The 26,108-nt window shown below is 65.5% G+C and carries 30 protein-coding genes and 2 pseudogenes; 24 read left to right on the top strand and 8 right to left on the bottom strand.

Translation table 11 applies throughout. The annotated features are described in order from the left end of the window. Positions 1 to 289: helix-turn-helix domain-containing protein (locus AC1DJN_RS03005; protein WP_478038819.1), on the top strand; the 289-nt coding region annotated here is incomplete at its 5' end. A gap of 120 nt (positions 290 to 409) precedes the next feature. On the opposite strand, the pseudogene AC1DJN_RS03000 reads toward AC1DJN_RS03005, so the two are convergent. Together AC1DJN_RS03000 and AC1DJN_RS02995 are read right to left on the bottom strand one after the other, a co-directional pair. Next, positions 410 to 553, bottom strand: a pseudogene (locus AC1DJN_RS03000) (nuclear transport factor 2 family protein); the annotation flags it as partial. Positions 554 to 591: 38 nt separating this feature from the next. Beyond that, positions 592 to 1,023, bottom strand: coding sequence for a YbbD-related protein (locus tag AC1DJN_RS02995; RefSeq protein ID WP_442251374.1), 432 nt, complete (start codon positions 1,021 to 1,023; stop codon positions 592 to 594). Between the two features lie 336 nt (positions 1,024 to 1,359). Between AC1DJN_RS02995 and AC1DJN_RS02990 the strand changes: the two genes are divergently transcribed. From AC1DJN_RS02990 to AC1DJN_RS02970, 5 genes and pseudogenes are all read left to right on the top strand, one after another. Further along, entirely contained in the window at positions 1,360 to 6,072 is a 4,713-nt protein-coding gene (locus tag AC1DJN_RS02990) for an RHS repeat-associated core domain-containing protein (RefSeq protein ID WP_032974532.1), read from the top strand. After that, entirely contained in the window at positions 6,069 to 6,296 is a 228-nt protein-coding gene (locus AC1DJN_RS02985; RefSeq protein WP_032974533.1) for a hypothetical protein, read from the top strand. The genes AC1DJN_RS02990 and AC1DJN_RS02985 overlap by 4 nt, the downstream gene beginning before the upstream one ends. A 253-nt stretch (positions 6,297 to 6,549) precedes the next feature. Next, positions 6,550 to 6,977, top strand: a pseudogene (locus AC1DJN_RS02980) (RHS repeat protein); the annotation flags it as partial. Beyond that, positions 6,964 to 7,266 carry a hypothetical protein gene (locus tag AC1DJN_RS02975; RefSeq protein WP_152543251.1) on the top strand — a complete coding sequence of 101 codons (303 nt, stop codon included), beginning with the start codon at positions 6,964 to 6,966 and terminating at the stop codon, positions 7,264 to 7,266. The pseudogene AC1DJN_RS02980 and the gene AC1DJN_RS02975, both read left to right, overlap by 14 nt. A gap of 308 nt (positions 7,267 to 7,574) precedes the next feature. Then, on the top strand, positions 7,575 to 7,886 hold the full coding sequence (locus tag AC1DJN_RS02970) for a hypothetical protein (RefSeq protein ID WP_032974534.1): 312 nt from the start codon (positions 7,575 to 7,577) through the stop codon (positions 7,884 to 7,886). 133 nt (positions 7,887 to 8,019) lie between these two features. Here AC1DJN_RS02970 and AC1DJN_RS02965 read toward each other — a convergent pair whose 3' ends face one another. Further along, complete coding sequence (locus AC1DJN_RS02965) at positions 8,020 to 8,391, bottom strand: hypothetical protein (protein WP_032974535.1); 372 nt, start codon at positions 8,389 to 8,391, stop codon at positions 8,020 to 8,022. A gap of 575 nt (positions 8,392 to 8,966) precedes the next feature. Between AC1DJN_RS02965 and moaA the strand changes: the two genes are divergently transcribed. From moaA to AC1DJN_RS02910, 11 genes are all read left to right on the top strand, one after another. Further along, positions 8,967 to 9,947: a GTP 3',8-cyclase MoaA gene (moaA, locus tag AC1DJN_RS02960; RefSeq protein WP_478038817.1), complete on the top strand. Its 981-nt coding sequence runs from the start codon at positions 8,967 to 8,969 to the stop codon at positions 9,945 to 9,947. Positions 9,948 to 9,955: 8 nt separating this feature from the next. Then, positions 9,956 to 10,954, top strand: coding sequence for a bifunctional molybdenum cofactor biosynthesis protein MoaC/MoaB (gene moaCB / locus AC1DJN_RS02955; RefSeq protein ID WP_478038821.1), 999 nt, complete (start codon positions 9,956 to 9,958; stop codon positions 10,952 to 10,954). After that, on the top strand, positions 10,951 to 12,201 hold the full coding sequence (locus AC1DJN_RS02950; RefSeq protein ID WP_032974539.1) for a molybdopterin molybdotransferase MoeA: 1,251 nt from the start codon (positions 10,951 to 10,953) through the stop codon (positions 12,199 to 12,201). The genes moaCB and AC1DJN_RS02950 overlap by 4 nt, the downstream gene beginning before the upstream one ends. Positions 12,202 to 12,203: 2 nt before the next feature. After that, positions 12,204 to 12,464, top strand: a complete 261-nt coding sequence (locus tag AC1DJN_RS02945) for a MoaD/ThiS family protein (RefSeq protein ID WP_025874341.1) — start codon at positions 12,204 to 12,206, stop codon at positions 12,462 to 12,464. 3 nt (positions 12,465 to 12,467) lie between these two features. After that, complete coding sequence (locus tag AC1DJN_RS02940; protein WP_032974540.1) at positions 12,468 to 12,947, top strand: molybdenum cofactor biosynthesis protein MoaE; 480 nt, start codon at positions 12,468 to 12,470, stop codon at positions 12,945 to 12,947. Positions 12,948 to 13,208: 261 nt separating this feature from the next. Further along, positions 13,209 to 13,757 carry a molybdenum cofactor guanylyltransferase gene (mobA, locus tag AC1DJN_RS02935; RefSeq protein WP_032974541.1) on the top strand — a complete coding sequence of 183 codons (549 nt, stop codon included), beginning with the start codon at positions 13,209 to 13,211 and terminating at the stop codon, positions 13,755 to 13,757. Continuing rightward, entirely contained in the window at positions 13,754 to 14,119 is a 366-nt protein-coding gene (locus AC1DJN_RS02930) for a hypothetical protein (RefSeq protein ID WP_032974542.1), read from the top strand. Before mobA ends, AC1DJN_RS02930 begins: the two co-directional genes overlap by 4 nt. A gap of 69 nt (positions 14,120 to 14,188) precedes the next feature. Beyond that, complete coding sequence (locus AC1DJN_RS02925) at positions 14,189 to 14,965, top strand: helix-turn-helix domain-containing protein (protein ID WP_032974543.1); 777 nt, start codon at positions 14,189 to 14,191, stop codon at positions 14,963 to 14,965. A gap of 19 nt (positions 14,966 to 14,984) precedes the next feature. Next, on the top strand, positions 14,985 to 15,728 hold the full coding sequence (modA, locus tag AC1DJN_RS02920) for a molybdate ABC transporter substrate-binding protein (RefSeq protein ID WP_478038815.1): 744 nt from the start codon (positions 14,985 to 14,987) through the stop codon (positions 15,726 to 15,728). 3 nt (positions 15,729 to 15,731) lie between these two features. After that, the gene (modB, locus tag AC1DJN_RS02915) at positions 15,732 to 16,415 is read left to right on the top strand and encodes a molybdate ABC transporter permease subunit (protein WP_025874355.1); all 684 of its coding nucleotides are present in this window, start codon (positions 15,732 to 15,734) and stop codon (positions 16,413 to 16,415) included. After that, a complete protein-coding gene (locus tag AC1DJN_RS02910) occupies positions 16,405 to 17,073 on the top strand; it encodes a sulfate/molybdate ABC transporter ATP-binding protein (RefSeq protein WP_478038813.1) in 669 nt (222 codons plus the stop codon). Before modB ends, AC1DJN_RS02910 begins: the two co-directional genes overlap by 11 nt. A gap of 90 nt (positions 17,074 to 17,163) precedes the next feature. Here AC1DJN_RS02910 and AC1DJN_RS02905 read toward each other — a convergent pair whose 3' ends face one another. The 5 genes from AC1DJN_RS02905 to AC1DJN_RS02885 form a co-directional block, all read right to left on the bottom strand. Then, positions 17,164 to 18,699 (bottom strand): diflavin oxidoreductase, encoded by a 1,536-nt coding sequence (locus tag AC1DJN_RS02905; RefSeq protein ID WP_442251376.1) that lies wholly within the window; start codon positions 18,697 to 18,699, stop codon positions 17,164 to 17,166. After that, on the bottom strand, positions 18,696 to 19,124 hold the full coding sequence (locus AC1DJN_RS02900; protein ID WP_005409905.1) for a PAS domain-containing protein: 429 nt from the start codon (positions 19,122 to 19,124) through the stop codon (positions 18,696 to 18,698). Before AC1DJN_RS02900 ends, AC1DJN_RS02905 begins: the two co-directional genes overlap by 4 nt. 140 nt (positions 19,125 to 19,264) lie before the next feature. Continuing rightward, entirely contained in the window at positions 19,265 to 20,092 is an 828-nt protein-coding gene (locus AC1DJN_RS02895; RefSeq protein WP_032974549.1) for a hypothetical protein, read from the bottom strand. A 117-nt stretch (positions 20,093 to 20,209) separates the two neighbouring features. Further along, a complete protein-coding gene (locus AC1DJN_RS02890) occupies positions 20,210 to 20,524 on the bottom strand; it encodes an AzlD family protein (protein WP_032951659.1) in 315 nt (104 codons plus the stop codon). After that, a complete protein-coding gene (locus AC1DJN_RS02885; protein ID WP_478038811.1) occupies positions 20,521 to 21,255 on the bottom strand; it encodes an AzlC family ABC transporter permease in 735 nt (244 codons plus the stop codon). Before AC1DJN_RS02885 ends, AC1DJN_RS02890 begins: the two co-directional genes overlap by 4 nt. Before the next feature lie 124 nt (positions 21,256 to 21,379). Between AC1DJN_RS02885 and AC1DJN_RS02880 the strand changes: the two genes are divergently transcribed. The 7 genes from AC1DJN_RS02880 (at position 21,380) to gspG (ending at position 26,074) form a co-directional block, all read left to right on the top strand. Further along, positions 21,380 to 21,844 (top strand): Lrp/AsnC family transcriptional regulator, encoded by a 465-nt coding sequence (locus AC1DJN_RS02880; protein WP_025874361.1) that lies wholly within the window; start codon positions 21,380 to 21,382, stop codon positions 21,842 to 21,844. A gap of 148 nt (positions 21,845 to 21,992) precedes the next feature. After that, on the top strand, positions 21,993 to 22,673 hold the full coding sequence (locus tag AC1DJN_RS02875; RefSeq protein WP_032974850.1) for an STN domain-containing protein: 681 nt from the start codon (positions 21,993 to 21,995) through the stop codon (positions 22,671 to 22,673). Positions 22,674 to 22,689: 16 nt separating this feature from the next. Further along, on the top strand, positions 22,690 to 23,220 hold the full coding sequence (locus tag AC1DJN_RS02870; RefSeq protein ID WP_478038809.1) for an RNA polymerase sigma factor: 531 nt from the start codon (positions 22,690 to 22,692) through the stop codon (positions 23,218 to 23,220). A 69-nt stretch (positions 23,221 to 23,289) separates the two neighbouring features. After that, on the top strand, positions 23,290 to 24,270 hold the full coding sequence (locus tag AC1DJN_RS02865) for a FecR family protein (protein WP_478038806.1): 981 nt from the start codon (positions 23,290 to 23,292) through the stop codon (positions 24,268 to 24,270). Positions 24,271 to 24,323: 53 nt separating this feature from the next. Then, positions 24,324 to 24,875: a hypothetical protein gene (locus AC1DJN_RS02860; RefSeq protein ID WP_032974553.1), complete on the top strand. Its 552-nt coding sequence runs from the start codon at positions 24,324 to 24,326 to the stop codon at positions 24,873 to 24,875. Positions 24,876 to 24,994: 119 nt separating this feature from the next. Then, complete coding sequence (locus AC1DJN_RS02855; protein ID WP_478038804.1) at positions 24,995 to 25,579, top strand: hypothetical protein; 585 nt, start codon at positions 24,995 to 24,997, stop codon at positions 25,577 to 25,579. Between the two features lie 57 nt (positions 25,580 to 25,636). Next, complete coding sequence (gene gspG, locus AC1DJN_RS02850) at positions 25,637 to 26,074, top strand: type II secretion system major pseudopilin GspG (RefSeq protein ID WP_442251378.1); 438 nt, start codon at positions 25,637 to 25,639, stop codon at positions 26,072 to 26,074. Positions 26,075 to 26,108: the final 34 nt, after the last annotated feature.

Raw genomic sequence — 26,108 nt, 5'->3', positions numbered from 1 at the left:
CACCATCAGCGAGTGGGCCAAACGCCTGGCGTTGGGTGAGCGCACGTTGACGCGGCTGATTGATCGGGAAACCGGACTGTCGTTCGGGCGCTGGCGGCAGCAGCTGCATCTGCTGGTTGCCATTCGCGAGCTTGCAGGCGGCGCGGCGGTGCAGCGGGTTTCTGAAACCCTGGGCTATGAATCGGTGACGGCGTTCATCACGATGTTCAAGAAGGCGCTGGGGCAATCGCCCACGCGGTATTTTGCGGCGCGGTTGCGGGATCAGGATTCAGCTGCGCGTGGTGGTTGATGGTGACTGGCTGACGTTGATTTGCTGAAAGGGCGCATCAGCTCTCTGCGGAACTGCGTTTGTCACGTATCGAATAGATCACCGAAAAGATCTTCCAGCCCCGCTCGGTGCGGACCAGCCCTTGTTGATCAGCGAGGTGCGGAAGGACTCGATCACCTGTTCGATCGCTTCCACATCGGCAGGCGTGCGTTGCTCTGCGTAGACCGGAAGGCTGGGCAACAGGCAAAGGGCGAGGGTGGTGAGGACCGTTCCTGGAGTGTGCATCTGTAGTGTCGGGTTGCAGGGGAGGGCGGGCATGCGCATCAGCGAGCGTACGTGCGCCAGAAGAGCACATGATCGCCGGTTCCGCTTGTTGCGACGAAGATCGACTTGCCGAATTCGGGCTCGCAACGAAAGAAGATATAGGAGCGCTTCAGAGCGGTCTCACTCGGCCACCAGCTTCGATTGAACAGCGCCGGCTGGGTAGCGCTGTGGTTGAGGGGCCGGCAACCGGGCGGCAACAGCAACTGCTTGCTGCGTGGTTTGCTGAAGGCAAGCGCGCTCACGTTTGAATCGAGGTCGTGCACCTCACGCAGGTCGGTCGCCTCCTCGGGCACCCACGCGGGAATCCAGCCCTTGGCAATCATCTCGGCGTCGACGGCTTCCTGCTTCGTGGCGTAGGAGCTGTCCATCACCAGATCCAGATCGCAGGAGATGAGTATCAAGCAGAGCGCGAAGAGGAGGAACAGCCTCATGCGGTCTGAAAATGGAGGTAATGTCGGCGTCATAGACGATCCTGCAGCGCATCCTTGCATCACTGGCTTGACGGTGCACGCTAGCACCAATGAAGACTGGAAGCAGTTTGGGGGAGTACTCTGATCACCAGGGAGGGGCGTTGCCGATATCGATAATCGTGACCGACATCCCACGGCTTGACTTGATTATGTAATGGGCTTGCGCGATAACTGCCCCGTGCGGCGTTGCCGCATTCCGGAACAGGGACGATCCGAAGCAGGGCGCGATAGGGCGGTGAACCGCCCGTGCGCCTTCGTCCCTCCCGGCGCGGTATTCGCCCAGGAAGGAGAACACGGATGTTCGAACGGACAATGAAGCTGGTGTGTGTGGCGCTGACGATGGCCGCGCTTGGCTGCGCGGCCCCCCTTGCCGCGCAGGCGCAGGAGAGCAAGACAACCTGGCGCATCTCCCAGCCAAGCGGGAATTCGACCCAGTACAAGACTCAGCAGGAGGCAGTGCAGGCGATCAAGAGCCTGCCCGCGCCGAGTCCGTTCCCGCCTGAGCTCCAGTTCGGTTGGCAGTCCGTCAATTCGATCAAGTCGAAGGTCGTGGACCTGGAGGGAAATACCTCAATCACGTACTGGATGGGCAAGTCCCAGCCCTCCGACCCTGATTGGTCGTATCTGAGTACCGCTATATTCCCGACAGAAGAGGCGATGGTTGCTTCCTATCTCGCCGATATCAAGGCGTTCAATCCTGTATGCCCGGGTGCAGCCGTTACGCCTACAAGCGAGTGGTATGCGCTCAGCCCGGACATGGAAGGAACCATCGAGACACGTGATTTTGAAGTGATATACATGACCGGCGACAACACAGCCGAGTCGCCGTGCACGCCCTACCCAAGCGATGCCCATATGACGCGGACCCGGCGTCTGAACTGCCCGGTCCCCCTCACCCAGTGGTCCAACAAGCACGAAGCCTGCGTCAGCGAAGAGTTCGTAGCAACCATCACCTCCAAGACGACGCAGTGCGACAAGGATGGCGGGAACGGCAATTGCCCGACCTCGGGTAACAGCGCCATGAGTGGCATGAGCCCGAACCCCTCCAGCACTCCGGCATCGCAGGAGCCTCCGTGCACTGGCACCGTAGGCAACCCCTGCGACGTGAAGACCGGTGAGAAGTACGAGATCGCGCAGGACTTCGATCTGGGCTGGGTTGCACTGACGCGCTACTACCATTCGGGAATATCCACCTCGTCCGGAGGCTTCGGCTACGGTTGGACACACTCGCTAGGTGCCCAGCTCGCACTGGATGGGGCGGGCGGCGCAGGCATCGTTGAAGCCACCGGTTTCCAGCGCGCCTTCAAGAAGATCGGCCAGGTCTACGAGGCCGCCGACAGCAGTGGCGATCGCCTGGTCCAGAATGGAAACTGGACGCTGTACGCGTCCGACGCCATTTCGACATTCGACGATGCGGGCCGGCTCGCCGTGAAGCGCTTTGTGGACGGCACGTCGCTCACCTTCATCTATGACGATAGCCAGCGCCTCGCTGCCGTCGTGCACAGCAGCGGCCGTACGCTTGAATTCGTCTATCAGTCCAACGACTACGAAGCATTGATCAGCTCCGTTCTGGTCGCGGGCGTACCGCAGGCGAGCTATACCTATACCGCGCACGGGCAGGTCGCTACCGTCACGTACGCGGGCGGCGGGGTGCGCACCTATCACTACGAGAATCTGGATTTCCCCCAGCACCTGACCGGCATTACCGCCGAGGATGGGCGCCGCTACAGCACCTTCACCTATGACACCATCGGTCGCGTCATTTCGAGCCAGCACGCGGGTGGCGCTGATGGCGTAACCCTTGCCTACAGCCCCAATGGCGGTGCGGTGGTCACTGATGCATTGGGCCATCAGACCGATTACACGCTGACAGCCGGTGGCGACAGCGCACCTCCCCGCAAGGTGTCGGGCACGACCGATGCCCAGGGTTCGGTCAGCCGCACCTACTATGACGGCGCGGTCGATTTCCGCCGGCGTCTGGATACCTATACGGACCGGCGCGGCGTCCAGACCAAGCACACATATAGCGAAGGCGTCGACGCGGTGACGGGCCGACCGGTCAACACCCATACCATCACCGATGCGGTGGGCCTGCCTGAACAGCGTGTTGTGCAGGCCGTGCGCGACAGTGTGACCAACGCGGTGCTGGCGACGACCATCGGTCAGCGTGAGACGCGTACCGCCTACAACCCGCGCCGACAACCGGTGAGCGTGACCCTGAAGGATCTGGCATCCGGGCAGACGCGTACGACCACATATACCTATTGCGAGGCTGCGGATGTGGCCGCGGCGGGCAGTTGCCCCGTGGAGGGGCTGCTGAAGAGCGTGGATGGCGCGCGCACCGACGTGGCCGACGTCAGCACCTATGCCTACTACGCCGCAGACGACGCAGGGTGCGCGACCAATGGGGCCTGCACCTATCGCAAGGGCGACCTGCGCAGCGTCACCAATGCACTTGGTCAGACGGTGGAGACGTTGGCCTACGACGCCTACGGGCGACCRTTGTCGGTGAAGGATGCCAATGGCGTGGTCACCGACTACGCCTACCATGCCCGGGGCTGGCCCACCTCGGTGACCGTACGCGGAGCCACTACCGCCGATGATCGATCCACCCACATCAGCTACTGGCCCACCGGCCAGGTGCAGCAGATCACCGAGCCCGATGGCAACAGCGTGACCTACGTGTATGACGCTGCACAACGACTGACCGACATCGAGGACAACGCCGGCAACACCGTCCACTACACGCTGGACAATGCCGGCAATCGCCTGAAGGAGGACACTCTGGATGCAGGCGGCACCCTGCGCCGCACCCTGGCACGCACCTTCAACACGATTGGCCAGCTTACGGCGCTGAAAGACGCCGGCAACCACGCCACTGGCTTCACCTACGATGCAAACGGCAACCCGCAGACGGTAACCGACGCCCTGCAGCGCGTCTCCAGCCAGCAGTACGATCCCCTGAACCGGCTGGCGCGGACCCTGCAGGACGTGGGAGGAGTTGCTGCGGAAATCCGCAGCCAGTACAACGCGCTGGACCAGGTCACCCAGGTGACTGACCCGAAGGGCCTGCACACTACCTATGCCTATAACGGTTTCGGTGATCTGACTGGACAGGTCAGTCCGGACAGTGGCGCCAGCAGCTTCACCGTTGATGTGGCTGGCAACCGCAAGACCGCCACCGATGCGCGGGGCCTCACCGCTACCTACAGCTACGACGCGCTCAACCGCCTGATCGGCATCGCCTATCCGGACCCCAATCTGGACGTGGGCTACAGCTATGACGTGGCACCGGCTGCCTGCGCCGCCGACGAGCGCTTTGCCAAGGGGCGCCTGGGGCAGGTGTTGCACGCGAATGGCAGCACCCAGTACTGCCATGACCGCTTCGGCCAGGTCACCCGCAAGGTGCAGACCGTCAACGGCGTCGTCAGCACGCTGCGTTATGCCTACAGCAAGTCCGGCCGCCTGACCGCGTTGACCTACCCGGACGGCAGCGTGGCCGACTACGTGCGAGATACCCAGGGGCGCGTCAGTGAGATCGGCCTGACCCGCCCTGGGCAGTCGCGGCAGATCGTGGTGAACAACGTGACCTACGCGGCCTTCGGCCCGGCGTCAGGGTGGACCTACGGCAACGGGCGTCAATTGCAGCGGCCACTGGACCTGGATTACCGCCAGCAGGCCGTGCATGACCCGGCAACAGGCGGGCTATCGCTGAGCTATGGCTATGATCCGGTCGGTTCGATCATCGAGCTGAAGAATGGAGCAGGGTCCGAAGTGCTGGCCAAGTACGCCTATGACGCGCTCGGCCGCCTGACCCAGACCCAGGACGGTACGACCGGCACGCCGATTGAAACCTACGGCTACGACGCAACCGGCAACCGCATCTCGCTGACCACTTCGGCAGGAACCGCCAATTACACCTATCCGGCCACCAGCCACCGGCTGACTGCGGTGGATGGCGAGGTGCGGAATCACGACGCATCGGGCAACACCACCAGCATTGGCAGCAAGGCTTTCACCTACAACGATGCCAACCGCATGAACGCAGTGAAGCAGGGCAACGCCACATTGGAGAGCTACGCCTACAACCATCGCGGTGAGCGCGTGCTGCGTACCCCGGCCGGTGGTGCGGCTCAGATTACCCTGTATGACGAGGCAGGGCAGTGGGTGGGCAACTACTCGGCCACGGGGCAGGCGCAGCAGCAGGCGATCTGGCTGGACAACTATCCGGTGGCGTTGATCAATGTGCCGAGCGCCGGCGTACCGGAGCTGGCCTACGTCCAGCCGGATCATCTGGGTACGCCGCGCGTGGTGATCGACCCGGTACGGAACGTCTCGATCTGGGAGTGGAGCAACAAGAGCGAAGTGTTCGGCAACCAGATTACGAGTGCCGACCCGGATGGCGACGGTGTGGCGTTCGAGCTGGCGCTGCGCTTCCCGGGCCAGCAGGCGACGGATGCGAGTGGGTTGTTCTACAACTACCAACGGGAGTACGACCCGGCAGTGGGGCGGTATTCGCAGAGTGATCCGATTGGGTTACGAGGCGGAATCAGCACCTACGGATACGCTGGCGGAAACTCACTTAGCTTGATAGACCCGTTGGGATTAAGGAACGTGCACAAGACAGCCGTCGCAATTGGGAATGCCATCAACGCTGGGCGCTTGCTTGCTTCAGGTACGCTGAGGATCGCTGGAGGACTTGGCATGGAGGGTGCAGTAGTGACCGCCGCACCGGGCTCCGCAAGTATTGGGTTGGGCGTCTGGAACATCACTAGTGGCCAGAAGGCGTGGGCTCGCGCCGAGCAGCAGTGGGCGGAGGCAGCCTGTGAAGACAGTAGCAATTATTCAAGGGGCGACGTCCTGAAGACATACTCGGGTTTGTTGCCTTGGGGAACTGAGTCAGATGACCCTGGTGAGCCTTTTTGGATTGATATTATGGAGAAGCACGTTAAGGAGGCTGTCCATAAGCCAAGTGAATTCTTGCAGGAAGTAGGAACCATAGGACTATGAAAACTGGATTGCTGCTCCGCTATGTTGCTTTGATGATCCTGATCCTCCTGGGCTGGTGGTTTTATAGGCACATAAGCCCCGCGCTGATGACGTTGATTGGGCTAATCATCATGGGCGGAAGCACCATTTGGGTCATTTTGGCTCTCACAAGAAAGCCAAGTGAAGTGGCCCGAACAACCAAATCTTGGTGGCGCTTGATCTGGGATGGCTTCTGGGGACTTTGAGCTATCAGGGCTGGTATCGGCGTAGGCGGCGGGTTCTCATTCGATCCTATGGGTGGAAGCCCCGATCAGAAAGCTGCCGACTCATGTGAGTCTGCCAACGGAGTAGGAGTCTACGCAGAGGCATCGGGAACTCTCGGTATCATCGGCGCAGGCGTTGGAGCCAATTACGGTGCGACGCAGTCGTTCGACTCGAAGGGCCGTGTTCAGCACTCTGAATATAAGTGCGTGTCCCCTGCGGAGTGTCAGCCGCTAGCAGTTCGACCCGCTGAACAGGCTGGCTCAGACCCTGCAGGACGTGGGCGGCGTGAAGGCGGAAATTCACAGCCAGTACGACCAGTACGGCGCATGGGACCAGATCATCTAGGTCACCGTCCCGAAGGGGTTGCGCGCCACCTGAACTTCCAGCGGTTTCGGTGATCTGACTGGCCGGGTCAGCCCGGGCAGTGGTGCGAACAGCTTTGCCGTCGACGCCGTCGGGAATAGCAAGATCGCCACCGACCCGCGCAGTGTTACTAATCGCTACGATGCGCTTACCCGCTTGGTCCGAATCGCCTAGCCATGCCCTAATCTTAGTGTGGGCTACAGCTATGACGCGAGGGTCGCCTCGGCCAAGTGTGTCACGCCAAAGGAAACCCCCAGCACTGCCACGACCGCATTGGAGCCGTTGATGTCGAAATCAAAGCGAGCTTGGCGCCCCCTCGTCTTCTTTCCGGGCTTGGTATTCTGCAGTCTGGCTGCCTTCATGGGCGTCTTGGTTCTGAAGTTTGGAATCAACAATAGCGGCACGCTGTGCGGTCGACTTTGTGGTTTTGGATTTGCGATTCAGCAGTACTTTGGCCAATTGGCCTATGAGAGGTCCGTCGCGGCGATGTGCTTCGTCGCGGCGGCAGTAGCGTTGGATATCGCGATCCGACAAGGGCTGCGCGAAAGTCCATCAGCCCAGTCAGGAAAGAAACGGCGTCAACGATGAAGGCTTTTCGGTTCCACGGACGCCGGCGTAGTGCTGCAAGCCATCGTGCATCAAGGAGTACGAGCAGCGCTGCTCAACGTGCGGCCGGCTCAGCTGTCGATCCCGGAAATGACCAAGCCCCCCAAGGCTGACAGGTTGGGCGTTCCCAGCTGCGGGGCGGCGTGCAGCGGTTCATGCCAGAAGCGGAAGGGAGCAGACCGGCGTTTGCCAAGGCGAGGCACATTAGCTTCCGCGTACCAAGGAAGGCCTGATGAAGGCCCAGCGAGCACGGGTTGCATGAGGGCGGAGAATTCCGAACGGAAGCGGTGATGACTTGGATGTTGGTTGTTTTCTATGCGGCGCTCTCGGTGCTCGCGTATGTCGCAATGGTCGGCAGAACTCCTACCAGACGGCTGTTCTCCGCGATTGGAATCGCTGTTGTTCAAATAGCTTCGCTTGTGTGGATTCAGATCACTGCAAGAGCGCTAGGCTCGCAGTCCAATCATGGTTCTTATTCTGTGGGAGTTGGTGAGCTCTACCTCGCCATACGCCCCATCCTCTTGTTCAACCTGGCGGTATGCATCGTCCTTGTTCTGATCTTTCTGGTTGCTCTATCCGGAAAGAGAGCAACAGGCGAGTGAGCGTGGGGCAATGCTGTTGTTGAGACGGAGTAACACGCGAGACAAAGGGGGGGGGGGGGCTGCAGTACCGGTGGGCTTTTTCCCGTTCGCTGGTGAACCTGGAGGCGCAAGGTGCATTCCAAGCGAGTCCCGTTCACCCCTCCACCTGCAACCGCCCCACAGCCTGCGCACTCAACGCCAGGCACGCCAGCATCAGCCCCTCCATCACCCGGTCGCCCACGTAGTCCTCGGGCTCGCCGTTCTGCCGGGTTCGCTCCGCCGCCAGCAGTACCTCCTGCACCACCCGCAAGCCGGCCAATGCGCAATCGGCATCGGCCAGCGCCATGCAGCGCCCGGGCAGCTGGTGTCGCTCTGGCCAGGGCTGCCCGTCGGCGGCGGCGCCTTTGCCGATGCGTCTCAGGTTGGCACTCAAGGTGTTCGCATCCGGGTGCACGGCCTCTGCCAGGTCATCGGCGTTGGCCGGGTCGCTGTAGGCGTGCAGATGGGGCAGGTCAGATCCGTTCATGGCATGGCTCCGTGCAAGGCAATCGGTAGCCGCCACACAGAGGTGGCGGACGGTACGTGGTTCGAATCCGGGTTGACCTCAAGCCGGCGGGCGCGAACGCCCCCACGCACCGCCCGCCATAGCCGGCAGACGGATTGCCAGCCGGCGCCACGGAATGTGGACGCCGACTGGCAAGCGCAATCACTCAAGGTCAACACGGGATTCGAAACCCGGCCACCCGTTTTCGGTGGCACGCCATCTGAGCCCGCGTCGCTGTGCAATGCCAATCAGAAGAGTTGCAAATAGCTCACGATTGGAGACGCTTTCGGCATTGAACCACGCTGTTAAGTACCGGCACTGCTGGCTGCCGCGATGACCCACCGCGACCAGGCAATCTGCGACAGGTGTCGTGGTTGGGTGAAGAAGCGGGACGTAGCGGCCGGTTCGAAAACGACAGGGTTGAAGGCTGTACCCTTCAGCGCCACCGCAGTCGAGCTCCGGGTTGACGCTTTCAGCGCCCCGGCGCACTCTGAGGGCTCGGGTCGACAACYTGTTCAGGCGCCCAGCGGCATGGTGGGCTCAGGAGTGAAACAGCCATGAGCCAACTCACCGACGGGTTCGGACGCCGCTTCCCGTATCTGCGCCTGTCATTGACCGAGGCCTGCAACTTCCGTTGCAGTTATTGCCTGCCCGATGGCTACCAGGCCGACGGCCGTCCGCGCTTCCTGGCGGTGGACGAGATCGCGCGCCTGGTGCGCGCCTTTGCCATGCTGGGGATGAGCAAGATCCGCCTTACCGGGGGTGAGCCCAGCCTGCGCAAGGACCTGGACGAGATCATCGCTGCGGTGGCGGCCGTGCCGGGCATCCGCAAGGTGGCCRTCACCACCAATGGCACGCTGCTGCCGCGGCGCCTTCCCGGCTGGCACCGGGCCGGCCTGACCGCGCTGAACGTAAGCATGGACAGCCTGCAGCGCGAGCGCTTCAGGACCATCACCGGCCACGACCGCCTGCCGGAAATCCAGCAGGGGCTGGCGATGGCACAGGCATTGGGCCTGCCGGCCATCAAGCTCAACGCGGTGCTGCTGCGCGGCCTGAACGACGATGAGTTGCCGCAGTGGATGAACTTCCTGCGCGACCGTCCTTTCAGCGTGCGCTTCATCGAACTGATGCGTACCGGCGACAACGAAGCCTATTTCCAGCGCCACCATCTGCGCGCCGACGTGGTGATCGAGCAGCTGCTGGCCGCTGGCTGGCACGAGCGCCCGCGCGCGGACGATGCCGGCCCCGCGCGCGAGTTCAGCCACCCGCAGCATCGCGGCACGGTGGGCATCATCGCCCCGTACTCGCGTGACTTCTGCAAGGGCTGCAACCGCCTGCGGGTGACCGCCAAGGGCGATCTGCGGCTGTGCCTGTTCGGCGAATTCGGCGTGCCGCTGCGCCCGCTGCTGCAGAGCGACGACGACCAGGACGCGCTGCTGGCACGCATCACCACACAGCTTGGCCTGAAAGCGGCCGGGCACGGATTGCACCAGGGCCAGACCGGATTGATTCCGCACCTGGCTTCGATTGGAGGATGAGGAACACGATGCCGGGTGATCTGAAGGCGGCCTTCCACATGGCCGATGTGCGCGACAAACGTATTACCCGCCGCCGCGCGGTGGCGGTGGGCGAGCTGCATGCCGGGCCAGTGGCCTACCCGCTGATTGTCGAGCGCCGGTTGCCAAAGGGCGATGCGCTGGTGATGGCCGAGATTGCTGGGCTGCAGGGCGCCAAGATGGCCTCGATGCTGATGCCGCTGTGCCACCCGTTGCCGCTGGAACTGGTGCAGGTGTACTGCGCGCCGGTGCCGGAGCGGCAGGCGATACGCGTGTGGTGCGAGTGCGCCAGCGAGGCCCGCACCGGTGTGGAGATGGAGGCGCTTGCCGGCGTCAACGCGGCACTGCTGACCCTGTACGACCTGAGCAAGCCGGTGGAGCCGGCGCTGCGCATCGAGGGCATCCGCCTGTTGTTCAAGGAGGGCRGCAAGCGCGGCCTGTGGCTGCATCCCGACGGCATGGACGAGGGCGAGCGCGCGCGCTTCAGGCCGCGCCCGCCGAAGGGCCTGAACGGCGCGGCCTGCGCGGTGATCACCCTGAGCGATCGCGCCAGCGAGGGTAGCTATGCCGACGAGTCCGGCCCGAAGCTGGTGAGCGGGTTGCAGTCGCTCGGTGGCGAGGTGGTGGCTGCCGAGGTATTGCCCGATGGCATCGAGCCGCTGGCGGGCCGCCTGCGTGCGCTGGCGGGCGAGGGCGTGCGCTTGTGCCTGTGTACCGGCGGCACCGGGCTTGGCCCGCGCGACCTGACCCCGGAGGCGCTGCGTTCGTTGAATGCGCGACCGGTGCACGGCTTGGCGCAGATGGTGCGCGCGTTGAGTGCGCAGCACACGCCGATGGCCTGGCTGAGCCGGGCCGAGGTGGTGCAGCTGGATGACATGCTGGTGTTTGCGCTGCCGGGCAGCCCGCGTGCGGCCGCGCAGTGCCTGGACATCCTGGCGCCGGTGCTGGGCCACGCATTGGCGATGGTCGATGGCGGTGGCCACGCATGATTGCCTACAGCGAAGCGCTGCAGCACCTGATGGAAGCGGCTGCACCGCTGCCGGCCGAGCGGCTGGCATTGCATGAGGCTGCGGGTCGCATCCTGGCCACGGACATCATCAGCGGGCAGTCGTTGCCGCCGTTCGACAACTCGGCGATGGACGGCTTCGCGCTGCGCGCCAATGGCACGCCGTTCGAAAGCGATACCGAATTTGTGGTGCAGGGCTGGCAGGCGGCGGGCGACGCCGGTGCCGAGGGCGGCGACGGTGCATGGGAAATCATGACTGGCGCGCGCATGCCGGTTGGGCTGGATACGGTGGTGCCGATCGAGAACGTGGAGATCCTTGCCAGCGAGCAGGGTCGCCCGACCCGCATTGCGTTGAAGAGCGGGGTGAAACCTGGCCAGAACGTGCGCCTGCGCGGACAGGACGTGGAAGAAGGCGAGCGCGTGCTGCAGGCCGGGCAGGCCTTGGACATCAATGCACGCACCCTGCTGCACGCCATCGGTGTGGCCGAGGTGGCGGTGGTGGCACGGCCGAAGGTCGCTGTCATTGCCACTGGCAAGGAGCTGGTGACCGAAGCGGCGCAGGCGCTGGACTCCGGACAGATCCGTGACAGCAACCGGCCCTACCTGATCGCCCGCCTGCAGGCCGCCGGTGCCGAGGTGGTGTGGCAGGGCACGGTGGGCGATGACGTGGCTGCCTTCGATGCGGTGCTGGACGACGCGCTGGCTGCGGGTGCGAAGGTGCTGATCAGCACCGGCGCGGTGTCGGCCGGCCGCTACGACTTCATTCCCGATGCGTTGCGCGCCCGCGGCGCCCGCATCGTGTTCCACAAGGTGGCGATCCGCCCGGGCAAGCCACTGCTGTTTGCAGTGCTGCCCGATGGCGCGCTGTATTTCGGCCTGCCGGGCAACCCGGTGTCGGCGGCGGTGGGGCAGCGTTTCTTCGTTGAACCAGTGCTGCGCCGCCTGCTGGGCCTGGCCGCAGAGCCGCTGCTGCAGCTGCCGTTGCAGGCCGATGTGCGCAAACCGCCGGGCCTGCGCTTCCACGCGCGTGCGCGGGTGGACGTGGACGCGCAGGGGCGCTTGAGCGCGCGCGTGCTGTCTGGGCAGGAATCGTTCCGTTTGAAATCCATGCTGCAGGCCAACGCCTGGGTGGTGCTGGAGGGCGAGGGGGACCTCGTCGCGGCCGGCACACCGGTGCGTGTGCAGGGCTGGGGCCATCAGGACCCGCTGCAGCTGGCAACCCAGGAGTGACGATGAAACAGGTGAATCTGCAGTTGTTCGGTGCGTTTTCCGATCTGGATGACAGCCGCGAGATTGCGCTGGAGGTGGCCGGTGGCACGGTGGCCGATCTGCGCCAGGCGCTGCGTGAGCTGTTGCCGGTGCGCTTTCCCGGTTTCCGCGCCGGGTTGCTGGACTATTCTGCCTTTGCCGACCAGCAGCGCGTGCTGCGTGACCACGAGGCGCTGCCTGCCGATGGCAAGGTGGCGATCCTGCCGCCGGTGAGCGGGGGCTGAGCCATGAGCAGCAACGTGACGGCAAAGGTGGTGGACCGTGCGCAGCACGCCATCGACCCGGCCGAAGGCATCGCGGCGGTGTCCGACCCGGCATTCGGCGGCATAGATGTGTTCATCGGCAAGGTGCGCGACTTCAATGTGGGGCGGCCGGTGACCGGCATCACCTATGACCTGTTCGARCCGCTGGTGCTGAACGAGATCCAGCGCTTTGCGGCGGAGATCGAAGCGACGTTCGGGCCGAAGCTGAAGCTGTATGTGGCGCATGCCAAGGGCCGCTTGGGCATTGGCGATGTTGCGGTGGTGGTGGCTGCGGGCAGCCCGCACCGTGATGAGGCGTTCCGCGCGTGCCGGCAGTTGATCGAGGCGGTGAAACACCAGTGCCCGATCTGGAAGCAGGAACATTACGAGGACGGYGACAGCGAGTGGAGCGAAGGYTGCACGCTGTGCCACGCCGATGGTGAACCGGCGCATGATCACCACTGACGGCAGTAGATCCACGCCATGCGTGGATGGCGCCTTCCCCTCGCGCTTGGCAGAAGCAGCCACGCATGGCGTGGCTCTACTGAGGCGTACCTGCACGGTTGCTCCATGCGTGGATGGCGCCTTCCCCTCGCGCTTGGCAGAAGCAGCCACGCATGGCGTGGATCTATTGAGGCGTACCTGCACGGTTGCTCCATGCGTGGATGGGGCCTTCCCCTCGCGCCCGACAGGAGCGGCCACGTATGGCGTGGTCGGGTTTCCCGCGTGAAAACGCCCATTGCCGGCATCGTGCTGGCCGGCGGCCTGTCCAGCCGGATGGGCCGCGACAAGGCAATGCTGCCCTGGCAGGGGCGCACCCTGCTGGAGCACATGCGCGGCACCTTGCGGCTGGCCGGGGCAGACCGGGTCTGGGTGAGCGGACGCTATCCGGCGTTCGGCGGCGTGCCGGACCAGATCACGCGCTGCGGGCCACTGGGTGGCCTGTACAGCGTGGCGATGCAGATGCCCGATGGCCCTGCCTGGGTGGTGCCGGTGGATACACCCCGGTTGACCCCGGAGCTATTGCAGCAGCTGCGTGACCGGCACAGCGGCGCTTGCACGATCTTTGACGGGCATCCGCTTCCGATGCTGTTTAATGTAGCCAATGAAAGCCGCACGATCCTCGAAAACATGATCCACGATCCCCTCGGCCCGCGCTCCCTGCAGGCCCTGCAACACCGGCTGGACGCGCAGACCCTGCGCCTGGCCCATGCCGATGAAGGCGCCCTGGTCAACTGCAATACCCCCACCCAATGGGAGGACGTTGCCTCATGAAGGTGCAGTTGCAGGAACAGACAATGCGCTTGCGCCTGGACGAGGCCGARCTGGCCACGCTGCTGGCCGGTGAAACGGTGGAGAACCTGACCCGGTTCGGTGGCAGCGGCGGTTGGGGCACGGCCGTTTCGTTGCACGGCGGCGAAAGCGCGGTGCTGCTCGACAGCGGCACCGATTGCCGCCTGGTATTGCCCCGGTCTTCCGTGGAGGACCTGGCTGGGCGCCTGCCATGCCGCGATGGACTGGCCTTTGCGCTGTATCTGGACGACGGCACCACGCTGCAACTGCAGTTCGATGTGGATGTGCGCGACAGCGTGCGCCAGCGCGGCGCAGGCCGGCGCGGCACGTCACCAGCGGCGTGACCCGTGCAGTGCACGGAAGGCGATGGGGCCGTGCCGTATGATGGATGCTTCCGTTCGAGCGTTGCCGTAATGTCTTCGATTCCGTCCCCTCAGCCGCGCCCCGGCCGGGCCACGCCGAATCCTGCCGCCGCCGATGATGGCGACGCGCTGCATTTCTGCAGCACTTGTGCCTTCTCCGATGCTTGCATGTCGCAGGGCTATGACAAGACGGCGCTGGGCGAACTGCATGTGCTGGTAGACCACGTGGGGCCGTTCCATGCGGGGGAATACATCTTCCGTGCGGGTGAGGCCTTCGATTCCATCGCCGCTGTGCGCGCAGGCATGGTCAAGACCTTCGTCGACGACAGCCAGGGCAACGAGCAGGTGCTGGGTTTTGCTCTGCCGGGCGAGGTGATCGGGCTCAACGCGATTCACGGTTCGCGCTTCCCCTGCAATGCGGTGGCACTGGATACGGTGCACCTGTGCCGCATTTCGTTCCCCAAGCTGAGCCTGCTGGCCACCCGCATGCCGGGGTTGCAGGCCAAGCTGTTCAGCCTGCTCAGCGCGGAGATCGGCAAGGTCGCCACGCTGGCGGCCAACCACCGCACCGAGGAGCGGATGGCGGCGTTCCTGCTGGATATGTCGGCGCGTTATGCGCGGCGTGGTTTTTCCGCGACCCGCTTCAACCTGACCATGGCCCGCACCGAGATCGCCAATTATCTGCGGATGGCGCCGGAGACGGTCAGCCGGGTGCTGCGGCGGCTGAGCGATGAGGGTGTCATCGCAGTCAACCAACGTGAGATGCTGCTGCTGCAACCCGAGCGGCTGGCGGCGCTGGCCGTGGCCAGGGATTCCGAAACGGATTGAACACGGACAAGGAGCCGATATGAAGACGCTGGGCGTGTTGTTGCTGGGGATGGTGGCTGCGCTGCCGGCGTGGTCGGCCGAACTTACAGTGTCGGCGGCATCCAGCCTTACCGAAAGCTTCCGCGAGCTGGGCGCAGCCTATGAGAAGGCGAACCCGGGCAGCAGGGTCGACTTCAACTTTGCCGCTTCCGGCGTACTGCTGCAGCAGATCGCGCGCGGCGCGCCGGTGGATGTGTTCGCTTCGGCCGATGAAGCAACGATGGACCAGGCTGCGCAGCAGAAGCTGCTGGCGGCCGGTACGCGTGAGGTTTTTGCGGTGAACGCGTTGTGGGTGGTCGTGCCACCGCAGGCGAAGGCGCCGCCGCGCGCACTGGCCGATCTGGCGGGTGCCGGCGTGCAGCGCATCGCAGTGGGCAACCCGGACAGCGTGCCGGTGGGCCGCTACGCGCAGGGCGCGCTGCAGGCTGCCAAGCTGTGGCCGGCCGTGCAGGGCAAKGTGATCAGTACGCAGAATGTGCGGCAGTCGCTGGATTACGTGGCGCGGGGCGAGGTGGATGCGGGGTTTGTCTACGCCACCGACGCGCAGGCAATGCCTGATCGCGTGCGGCGCGCGTTCCAGGTTCCGGTTGCCGGACGCATCGCCTATCCGCTGGCGGTTGTGCAGGCCAGCACGCAGCCGGTGGAAGCCAGGCGCTTCGCGGCGTTCGTGCGCTCGGCGCAGGGCCAGGCGATCCTGCACAAGCACGGGTTCGGCAAGCCCTGACGGATGGACCTGGACTGGAGCGCACTGGGATTGTCGTTGAAGGTGGCCGGCTGGGCCACGGCGATCAATCTTGTTGCCGGCGTGGCGCTTGGCGCGCTGCTGGCGCGGCGGCGCTTTCCCGGTCGGGAACTGCTGGATTCGATACTGACCCTGCCGATGGTGCTGCCGCCGACGGTGCTGGGCTATTACCTGCTGGTGCTGATCGGGCGCAATGGCCCGATCGGCGCCTGGTTGCAGTCGTGGTTCGGCATCAACCTGGTGTTTACCTGGCAGGCGGCGGTGATCGCTGCTGCGGTGGCGTCGTTTCCGCTGGTGTTCAAACCGGCACGCGCTGCATTCGAGGAAGTGGACGGCCAGTTGGAGCAGGCCGCGCGCACGCTGGGCGTGTCCGAAGCGGCGGTGTTCTTCCGCATCACCCTGCCGCTGGCATGGCGCGGGATCCTGGCGGGCCTGCTGCTGGCGTTCGCACGGGCGATGGGTGAGTTCGGCGCCACGCTGATGGTGGCCGGCAGCATTCCGGGCCGCACGCAGACCTTGTCGATCGCCATCTATGAAGCGGTGCAGGCGGGGCAGGATGGCAAGGCCAATGCGCTGGTGATCCTGACGTCGGTGGTGTGCATCGTGATCCTGCTGCTGGCCGCGCGGCTGGTGGGTGGGCGCCGTCGGGAGCTGCGCGATGTGGCTTGACCTGCAGGTGCAGCGGCGATTGCAGGCGTCCGGCCAGACGTTCGAGCTGGACGTAGCACTGCAGTGCACGCAGCGGCAGGTGGTGCTGTTCGGGCCTTCCGGTGCCGGCAAGAGCCTGACGCTGAAAGCGGTGGCCGGCCTGCTGCGCCCGGAGCATGGTCATGTGCGCCTGCACGGGCAGACACTGTTCGATGCGGGAGCAGGGGTCGATCTGCCACCGCAGCGTCGTCGCCTGGGATATGTGTTCCAGGACTACGCGCTGTTTCCGCACCTGAGCGTGCGCCAGAACGTGGCGTTCGGGCTGCAGCGGGGCTGGTTGAATCCACCGCGCGGCACCCGTATCGAGGCAGTGGAGCAGTGGCTGCAGGCATTCCGGATCGAGCATGTGGCGGATCTGCTGCCGTCACAGGTATCCGGCGGACAGCGCCAGCGCACGGCGTTGGCGCGTGCACTGGTGACCCGGCCACAGGCGTTGCTGCTGGACGAACCGTTCGCAGCGCTCGACCACGACCTGCGCCAGCACCTGCGCCAGGAGCTGGAAACCGTGCTGGATGAAACCGGTATTCCGCTGCTGCTGATCAGCCACGATCCGCAGGATGTGGCGGTGTTCGGCCAGCAGGTRGCGCGSGTGGTGGACGGGCGCGTCGTCGRYGGWTGAYRCGCGGCGKTSKTGSCGRGCCATATCCTGGCGCGCYGTGYATCCACGCGGGTAGTGCCGGCCGCTGGCCGGCAGCGYCGTAGGGACGGTTCAATACAGCTCGCAGTGGGTGCGGCCCTCACCGCGCAGGGCATCCCAATGGCCTTCGCCGCCGATCGCGTCGATGGCTTCGCGCATCGCACCTTCCAGGTGGCTCTTGTTGCCACACAGGTAGATGTGGCCGCCACGGGCCAGCACTTCCCGCATCTGCGTGGCCTGCTGCTGCAACACATGCTGCACATAGACCTTCTGCGCAGCATCGCGCGAGAACGCCGTGTGCAGGCTGGCCAGTACGCCACGCGCCTGCCAGTCCTGCAACTGCTCGCGGTACAGGAAGTCATGCTCGCGGTGCTTCTCGCCGAACACCAGATGGACCTCCCGCGCATCGCCGGTTGCCTGCAGTTCCTGCATCAGGCCCATCAGCGGCGCGATGCCGGTACCGGTGCCCACCAGCAGCAGAGGTGCGTTGTCGCCTTCGGGCAGGTGGAAGCCCGGATTGGAGCGGCAGTACACACGCGCCGTGTCGCCGCCTTGCAGCAGGCTGCCGGTGGCGGTGCCGAAGCGTTCGCGGCCACGCAGGGTGTAGCGCACTTCGCGTACACACAGGCTCAGCTGGTCATCGCGCGGATGCGAGGCAATCGAGTAGGCGCGCGGCAGGCAGGGTGATAGCAGCTCGCGCAATCGCGCCAGCGGAACCGACTGCGGGGTGGCGTGGTCCTGCAGCACGTCCAGCAGGTCCAAGCCATGCAGGTAGGCGTCGAGTTCGCGTTTCTGGCTGATCTTCAGCAGGCTTTTCAGTACGTCGCTACCCCCCAGCCTGGCCAGTTCGCGCAGTACGCCCTTGCTGAGCAGGCGCAGTTCGCGGTCGCGCAGCGCGTCGACGGCGCTGGAATCGCCATACCAGCTGGCCAGAGCCTGCAGCAGCGCAGGATCGTTTTCTGCAATCAGATGCAGGGTGTCGCCGGCCCGGTAGGCCATGCCGCTGCCCGCGATGTCCAGCTGCAGGTGCCAGGCGGCGGGGGTGCTGTGATTCAGTCGGCGCCGTTCGACAATGCCGGCGGCGAACGCGTTGTCTTCGCCGTAAGCCGTCACCTGCAGGCGCAGATCCTGGCCGGCGGTCGCATCACCGTCCAGTACCTGGCCCAGCACCGGCCGCCACTGCTGGAAGAACTGTTCGTAGCCGAGGTCGGCGTCGACACGGTGCAGTAGTGGCTGCGCCTGACGATCACTCAACGCTGCATCCAGCGCCTTGGTGAAACCGCAGAAGCTGGGGTAGCCGGTATCCCCCAGGCCGAACACCGCGTAGCGCAGTCCGGGCAGGGCGGGCGCCTGTCGCAGCGACTCGAAGAAGCGCTCGCCATTGGCCGGTGGCTCGCCGTCGCCGAACGAGCTGGAGATGGCCAGCAGCACATCGCCGTGGCCGAGGCCGGCCACATCGATGTCATTGAACGGCAGGACCTGCGGTCCATGCGGCTGCAGTTCCGGGTCCGCGCCCAGGCGTTGGGCCAGGGCGCGGGCGTTGCCCGACTCGGAGGCGAAACCCACCAGCAGCCGGCTGATGGGCCTGCGTGTGGGGATGGCGTTCACGCAGCCTCGTAGAAGTCGTCGAACTTTTCCTTGCTGAACTCGACAAGGTCGTAGTTCTGCATCAGGTCGTTCACCACGCGGCGGATGCTGATGTACGAGGTGATGTTGCCATCGGCGTCGAACAGTGGCTGCACGGTGGTGTCGACCACGTAGAGCACGCCGCCCTTGCCAAGGTTGGGGACGATGCCGGTCCAGGTCTTGCCGGCCTTGATGGTGTCCCACATGTCCTTGTAGACGGCCTTGGGTACGTCAGGATGGCGGACGATGCTGTGCGGCTGGCCGATCAGTTCCTCGCGCGCGAACCCGGTGAGCGTGCAGAACAGGTCGTTGGCATAGGTGATGTTGCCCTGCAGGTCGGTGGTGGAAATCACCATCACGTTCTGCATGGCGTTGAGCAGCTGGGCGTTGTCGGGGGTGTAGCTCATCGCAGGTCCTTTGGATGCCGGTGACGCCGGCGTATTGGGTTCCTGCATAGAGATACGCGCCCGTGGCGTGGGGCGGATTGATATAGGTCAAGCGTGTGCCCGGAGGGGGCTGCGACCGGCTGTCGCAGGGAGGGGCGGCGCTAGTGGGCGATGGCGGGGAATCCGATGGTGTGGTGGCAGTGCCGTAGCAGTGCGCGCCCTTCTTCGTCATCGCGTTGGATACGATCCCCGCTGAAGAATGCCTGCAACGACTGGCCCATCGCGTTGCCGGCATTTCCAGAGCGCTGTGCAGCCGCCGGCAGCAGGCTGTCAGCGCGGGGATCATGGCGGCCAGGTAGCTGCTCGCGCCGAAGCTCACGTTCAATCGCCAGCAGCGCGCATGCCCCGGCGAGGTAGGCCTCCGGTTCCCGGTGCGCTCCCCATCGGCGCTGGCCTGCCATCGCGGTGGCGATATGGTGGAACTCGTGCGCGGTGGTGGAGATTACGCGCGCACGCAGTGCAGCAGCGTCGTCGCCAGCGGGAAACCAGAACGCCACCACCAGTTCTGGTCGGACTGGTCTGGCAGGTTGTTGCCAGATGCCGCCGCCGTCGCTGACGATCGTGACCTGGTAGCGGACCGGTGTATCGTTCAGGCCTGCGGCATGGAGCGGTTGTCTCGCGGCGTGCGCGGCGGCAGTGCATAGAATCACGGCCTGGTCAGTGGATAGGCTGGGTTCGACCCAGCGCACCATCACTTCGATTGTTTCCCGTTGGCAAGTGTGCGAGTGCGTCGTCTGCTCGGAACTCTCCTGGCCGCGCAGTACCGATGCGGTGCCAACGCTCAGCTGCAAGGGCGCTCCGCGCAGGCGCGTGGCAAACCCTCCGTCCGCGCCGACACTATCTCGCGGGGGAATATCGAGGGTATTGCACGCACTGGCGCAGAGCAGCAGCGCTGCTGCGCCCGTGGCGTGCCGCAACCAGGATTCCATCTGCAGGAGATCACCCTTCCAAGGCGGTGGATGCATCCTTGCAGACGCCCCGGCGCACGCACAATCAGACGTGTTGCATAGGGAAGCCGATGGTCGGCGCCGGTTGTCCTCTGGCGCTCACCCCATCACATACCGCAGCACACCCGCCGATACCACGCCGATCAGCACCGTCGGCAGCATCGACAGCCGCGTGGCCGCAAGCAACGTGATCGCCAGTGCAGCCAGGTCGGCCGGCTTGTCGGCCACGAAGTCCGGGGCGATCACCGAGATCAGCACGCAGCCCGGGGCGGCTTCCATCACCGTCACCGCGCGCTTGCCCAGGGTGCGGTTGCGCAGCGCGAGGAAACCGATGATGCGGGTGAGATAGGTGGCGGCGGCCATCAGGATGATGGTCAGCACCGAGGTCCAGTGGATCAGGCCGTTGAAGATCATGCGGCGTCCTCGGCCAGCAGCCACGCAGCGGCCAGACCGGCCAGCGCGCCGCTGGCGACGTACCAGGCGCCGGGCACCAGCAGGTAGGTGCCCGCTGCCACCACCAGGCTGACCAGCCATGGCCGGGCGGCGCGCATGCCTTGCCACATGCCACGCAGCAACACCAGGAACACGGCGGGGAAGGCCATGTCGAAGCCATAGGCGTGGATGTCACCGAGCAGTGGGCCGACGATCGCGCCCAGCGCGGTGCACAGTACCCACACGGTGTACAGGCCGGCCGACACGCCGAGGTAGTAGGACAGGCTGAAGCCCAGTGCGCGACGGCGCGCATCGGCCACGCCCAGTGCCCAGCTTTCATCGCACATGAAGAACAGCGCCGGCAGCACGCGACGGYGCGGCAGGTGCTGCAGCAACGGCGCCAGGCTGGCACCCATCAACAGGTGGCGGCTGTTGACCAGCGCGGTGATCGCTACGATCAGCGCGATGTGTGGCGGCGAAGTCCACAGTTCGACCGCGGCGAATTCAGAGCCACCGGCAAAGTTGAGGCCGGTCATCAGCGGCACTTCCAGCACCGACAGGCCCTTCTGGGCGGCCTGGGCACCGAGCACCAGGGCGAAAGGAATGAAGCCGATCATCACCGGCACGGCGGCGCGCAGGCCGCGCAGGAATTCGGCGCGCGGTGCGGTGTCGCACGCGGGATCAGGCAGGGGCAGGGTGGTTCGGGCGTCCATGGATCAACAACGGGTGGGGGTGGCCCATGCTAACGGTCCGATCACGAAATCGGGTTGCGTTGATGCCATTGAGCCGACGGAATGTGGAATATCATGCGGCCATCAGCCTGATGGGTGAAATTTCATGCAGTACCAGCTCGACAACCTGGATCGCCGCATCCTCGACGCCCTGCAGCGCGATGGTCGCCTGCAGAACCTGGAGCTTTCGCGACAGGTGGGGCTGTCGCCGTCCGCCTGTCTGCGCCGGGTCCGCCTGCTGGAAGAGGGCGGCTACATCGATCGCTACGTGGCCCTGCTCAACGCGGCGAGGATCGGGCGTGGGTTCACGGTGTTCGTCCGCGTGTGGCTGCGTGGCCAGGACGAAGACACCACCAACCACTTCATCAACAGCATCAAGTCCTTCCCGGAAGTGCTTGAATGCCATCTGATGGCGGGCGACTGCGACTTCCTGCTGCGGGTGGCGGTGGCCGACCTTGATGCGTACCGGCAGTTCCAGATACAGCACCTCAACCGGATCGCCGGGGTGCAGAACACCAAGACCGAAATCCCCATGCAGCGGATCAAGCAGACCACTGAACTGCCGGTCTGAACGGCCCGGCGCGTCCCCTGCGCGCCGCCGTCATCGCAATGACACGTGACGCCGCTACGGTTTGACCCGCTTGCCGGCCGTGCGCAGGTCGACCCGCCTGGTCGCACCGCGCTTCGCCGCTGCAGCTGATGTCGCTGCCGAGGGTCATGTGTTCTACGTCAGGGGGCTGAATGGACAGCATGCGATCAGACGTTGGAGGGTGGCGGCCGCCGCCGGGTTGCTGTTCGCCTTCGCTGCCGCCGCACAGGACGACATCCGCGCCTATGACATTCCCGCGCAGCCGCTGGAACAGGCGGTCGAGCGCTTCAGCGTCGTCAGCGGCTGGTCGGTGATGTATCCCGGCGACCTCGGCACGGGCCGCAGCAGCCATCCGCTGCAGGCCAGCCTGCCGCCACTGCAGGCGCTGCAGGTGGTGCTGCAGGATACGGGTGTCGAGGCCGAGCTGATCGGCGCGCAGCGCGTGGTCCTGCGCCGCGCCGCACGCGCCGCTGCCGAGGCCTCTGCGACCGGTGTGGCCAACGACCTCGGGCAGCGTCGCCGCTTCGGCGACCTGCAGCAGCGGCTGCGCACTGCGTTCTGTGGCGACCCTGACCTTGCACCGGGCGCCTATGCGGCGACGCTGCGCTTCCGCATTGCCAACGACGGCCAGGTGCAGGAACCCGAACTGCTTGCCGGCAGCGGCAGCACCCGCCGCGATGCGCGTCTTCTGCAGGCGATGCAGGCGCTGCGGCTGGACGCCGATGCTGCCGCGCTGCCGCAGCCGGTGACCCTGCAGATCCGTCCTTCCAGCGCGGGCCACGACTGTGGCCGGCGCCCGCCCCAACCATGACGTCAAGGAATCGAACATGAGCAACAGCACGGCTGGGGCGGTAGACCTGATGGACCATCTGCTGGGCGCGTACGACGAACTGAAGCGCCGCCTGGTGCGCAAGCTGGGCTCGGAAGAGCTGGCCGGCGACGCGCTGCAGGACACCTGGATGCGCCTGAGCACGCGTCGCGATCGCCTGGACCCGGTACAGAACCCAGCGGYGTACCTGCTGCGCATGGCGATGAACACCGTGATCGACCGCCAGCGCGCCGACCATCGCCTGCTGAGCCTGGAAGAAGTGGATACGTTGATGGACATGGCCGATCCCGGCCCGGGGCCGGCACAGGCGGCCGAGCAGGAGATGGCGCTGGAAGACATGGTCGGCCTGCTGCAGCGGATGCCCGAGCGCCGCCGCCGGATACTGCTGGCGATCCGCGTGGACGGCCTGCAGCAGCGCGATGTGGCCGAGCACCTGGGCGTGTCGTTGCGGCTGGTGCAGCGTGAGCTGAAAGCCGCACAGGATTATCTGGCCGAACGCAGCGGGCAGGGACGGCAGGTGCGGTTCTGAGGCACGGCATCCGTCTACACTTTGACGCCGAGCAGAACCCCGCAGCGTGCGGGGACGGCAAGAGCCCTCATGGACGCTGACGACCAACCGCACCGCCCGCTCGACGCCGTGGAGCGCCAGGCCCACGCGTGGGTGGTACGGTTGACCTCGGGCGAAGCCACTGCGGCCGATGCCAGGAAATTCCGCCAATGGTGCGAGGCCGATCCCGGCCATCGGCACGCCTTTGCGCGCGCGAAACGGCAATGGGAGCAGGTACGCCTGGCCGGTGAGCAGCTGCCTGCCGCCGCACGACAGCCGCAAGCGGCAACCCCGGCACAACGCTGGAGCCGGCGTGCATTCCTGGGTGYGGCTGTGGCAGCGCCGGCGAGCCTGGCCGTGGTGGCTGCGCTGCACCCGCCACTGGGCCTGTGGCCTTCGGTGACGGCGATGACCGCCGATTTCCATACCGGTACCGGCGAGCGGCTGCAGATTGCGCCGACGCCGCACGTGAAGATCGAGCTGGATACGCAGAGCAGCCTGCGCCGGCGCAGTGATGCCGAGGGTGAAGGCTTCGAGCTGGTGCAGGGACAGGCGGCGATCGAGGCCGCTGCGGGAGCGCGCCTGGCGCTGTTCGCCGGGCCGGGTTGCCTGGTGGCCGACGAGGGCGCAGCACGCCTGGATGTGCGCAACACCGACGGCCAGGTGCGCGTGACCTGCCTGCGCGGCAGCGTGCGCATCGAGCATCCGCAAGGTCGCCTGCAGCTGCAGGCCGGCCAGCAGACGGTGTATGACGAGCGCCTCAGTGGCGTGGTGGCCGAAGCCGTGGCGGCCGAAGTCAGCGCCTGGACCGAAGGCATGCTGGTGTTCCGCCGCGCGCCACTGCGTGAGGTGGTGGCCGAGATCAACCGCTACCGGCGCGGCAAGGTGCTGCTGGGCGAATCCGCATTGGCGCGGGCGCCGGTCAGTGGTCGCTTCCGCATTGATGATCCGGATGCCGCACTGGAGCAGCTCGGGCAGACGCTGTCACTCGGCCTGCGTCGCTTTCCCGGTGGAATTGCCGTCTTGGGGTAAGACCCTGGCTGCGCGCGACGCGCACGCCCGCTGCATGCATGGAGAGGCCAAGGATGCGCAACGAGACCATCGGTGTGTTGGATCTGCGCCGCAATCTGTCGGCGCTGCTGGAAACCACCCAGCGGCGGCCGCTGATGGTGCACCGCTATGGCGCGCCGTGGGTATGCGTGGTGTCCGACCCGCAGTGGCGGCAGCAGGCGGTGCTGCTGGAGTTCGAGCCACAGGACCATCCGTTGGCGATGCTGCTGCGGTTGCAGCGGCAGGCGCTGCCACTTTCGGAATCGGGAATGCTGCCTGCTGCTGCACTGGCACGTGCCTTGTTGCTGATGGCCATGCACGGCATCGAGGGTCTGGCGGCACTTCACGATCACGTGCGCTACCACCGGTTGTGGCACTGGTTCGTGGCCGCCAGCGATGCACAGATGGAGGGATGGCAGCTGCCACTGCTGCCGGCGGCGACGGCGGCGCTGCTGGATGACGCGGACGCGATGCACGCGCTGGCGGCATTCGCGCAGCGCAGCGACGTTGTCGTGCTGGCCCGGCGGTGTGGCGGAGAGGCGCCGCGCCTGGACCTGCAAGCCTGCAGGAGGATGACGTTGCGGTGACATTCCCGCGATGCTGCCACGCACTGCTCAACATCGCATTCGTGCTGTCGCTTCGGCTGCCTTGCTGACGTCTTCTGCAGAGTACGACGCTCCCGCGTCGCGGAGCGCAGGCGACGCCGATGAACGACAGTCGCAGGATCAGCATGCTGGAGCTGGACCGCCACCTGAGCCAGTCGCTGGAGCAGGCGCGGCACGCCCCAGTGAATGTGCAGCGCTATGGGCAGCCGTGGGTGTGGATGCTGTCCAGCGATGCCTGGGCCGATGCGGCAAGGTGGTCAGCGCTGGATGTCAGCGGCCATCCGTTGATGCTGCTGCGGCAGGCGCTGGACGCATGCCTGCAGCCGTGGCCTGAAGCGGCCTTGGCCACGCTTGCGCAGGRGAGCGCGGAGATGCGCATGGTGCAACGTGCGGTGCTGCTGATCGCGCTGTGCGCCCCTGGCAGCGTGCAGCGCCTGCACGACGATCTTCGCTATCACCAGGTGTACCGGCAGTTCATCGGCTTCGATCATGGCATGGCCTGGTCGCCCCTGCAGTGCATGCGCCTGCTGCAGGCGTGTGCCGCGCCAGTGCTGCAGCGCTGCGTGGAGGAAACGCTTGCGCGCGTTCCGTCGTCGCTGGTGGACGCTGCCTGCGTGGGGAATGCGCGCCGTGTGGGTGATCGGCTGCAGGAACGGCCGATTTCCGCAGGATGTTTATCGTACTGACACATGCGCCGCTGACCATGGGGCGGCGGTCTCTTCCAGGATGATGAGGGCGGAACAATGGCAATGCAGATGGGTGGTCGCAGGGCTCGGCAGCAGGGCTTCAGCCTGATCGAGATCATGGTGGTGGTGGTCATCATCGGCATTCTGGCTGCACTGATCGTGCCCCGCCTGATGGATCGCCCCGACCAGGCCCGCGTGGTGGCGGCACGCCAGGACATCGCCGCACTGATGCAGGCCATGAAGCTGTACCGGCTGGACAATGGGCGTTACCCCAGTGCCGGGCAGGGGCTGCAGGCGCTGCTGAGACCGCCGCAGGGCAGCGGCGCGATGCCGGTCACGCCGTACCTCGACCGCCTGCCGGATGACCCGTGGGGGCACCCCTACCAGTACCAGAACCCCGGCACGCACGGCGATATCGACGTGTTCTCGCTGGGGGCCGACAGCAAGCCCGGCGGTGAGGCCGGCAACGCGGACATCGGCTCCTGGCAGTTGTGAGGCCGGACAATGGCACGCCGGAACATTCCAGGTG

The organism is Stenotrophomonas sp. 05L414_2 (genome assembly GCF_056397905.1).
Note: the sequence above shows the minus strand (reverse complement) of the source record. Positions and strands in the feature narration are given on the sequence as shown.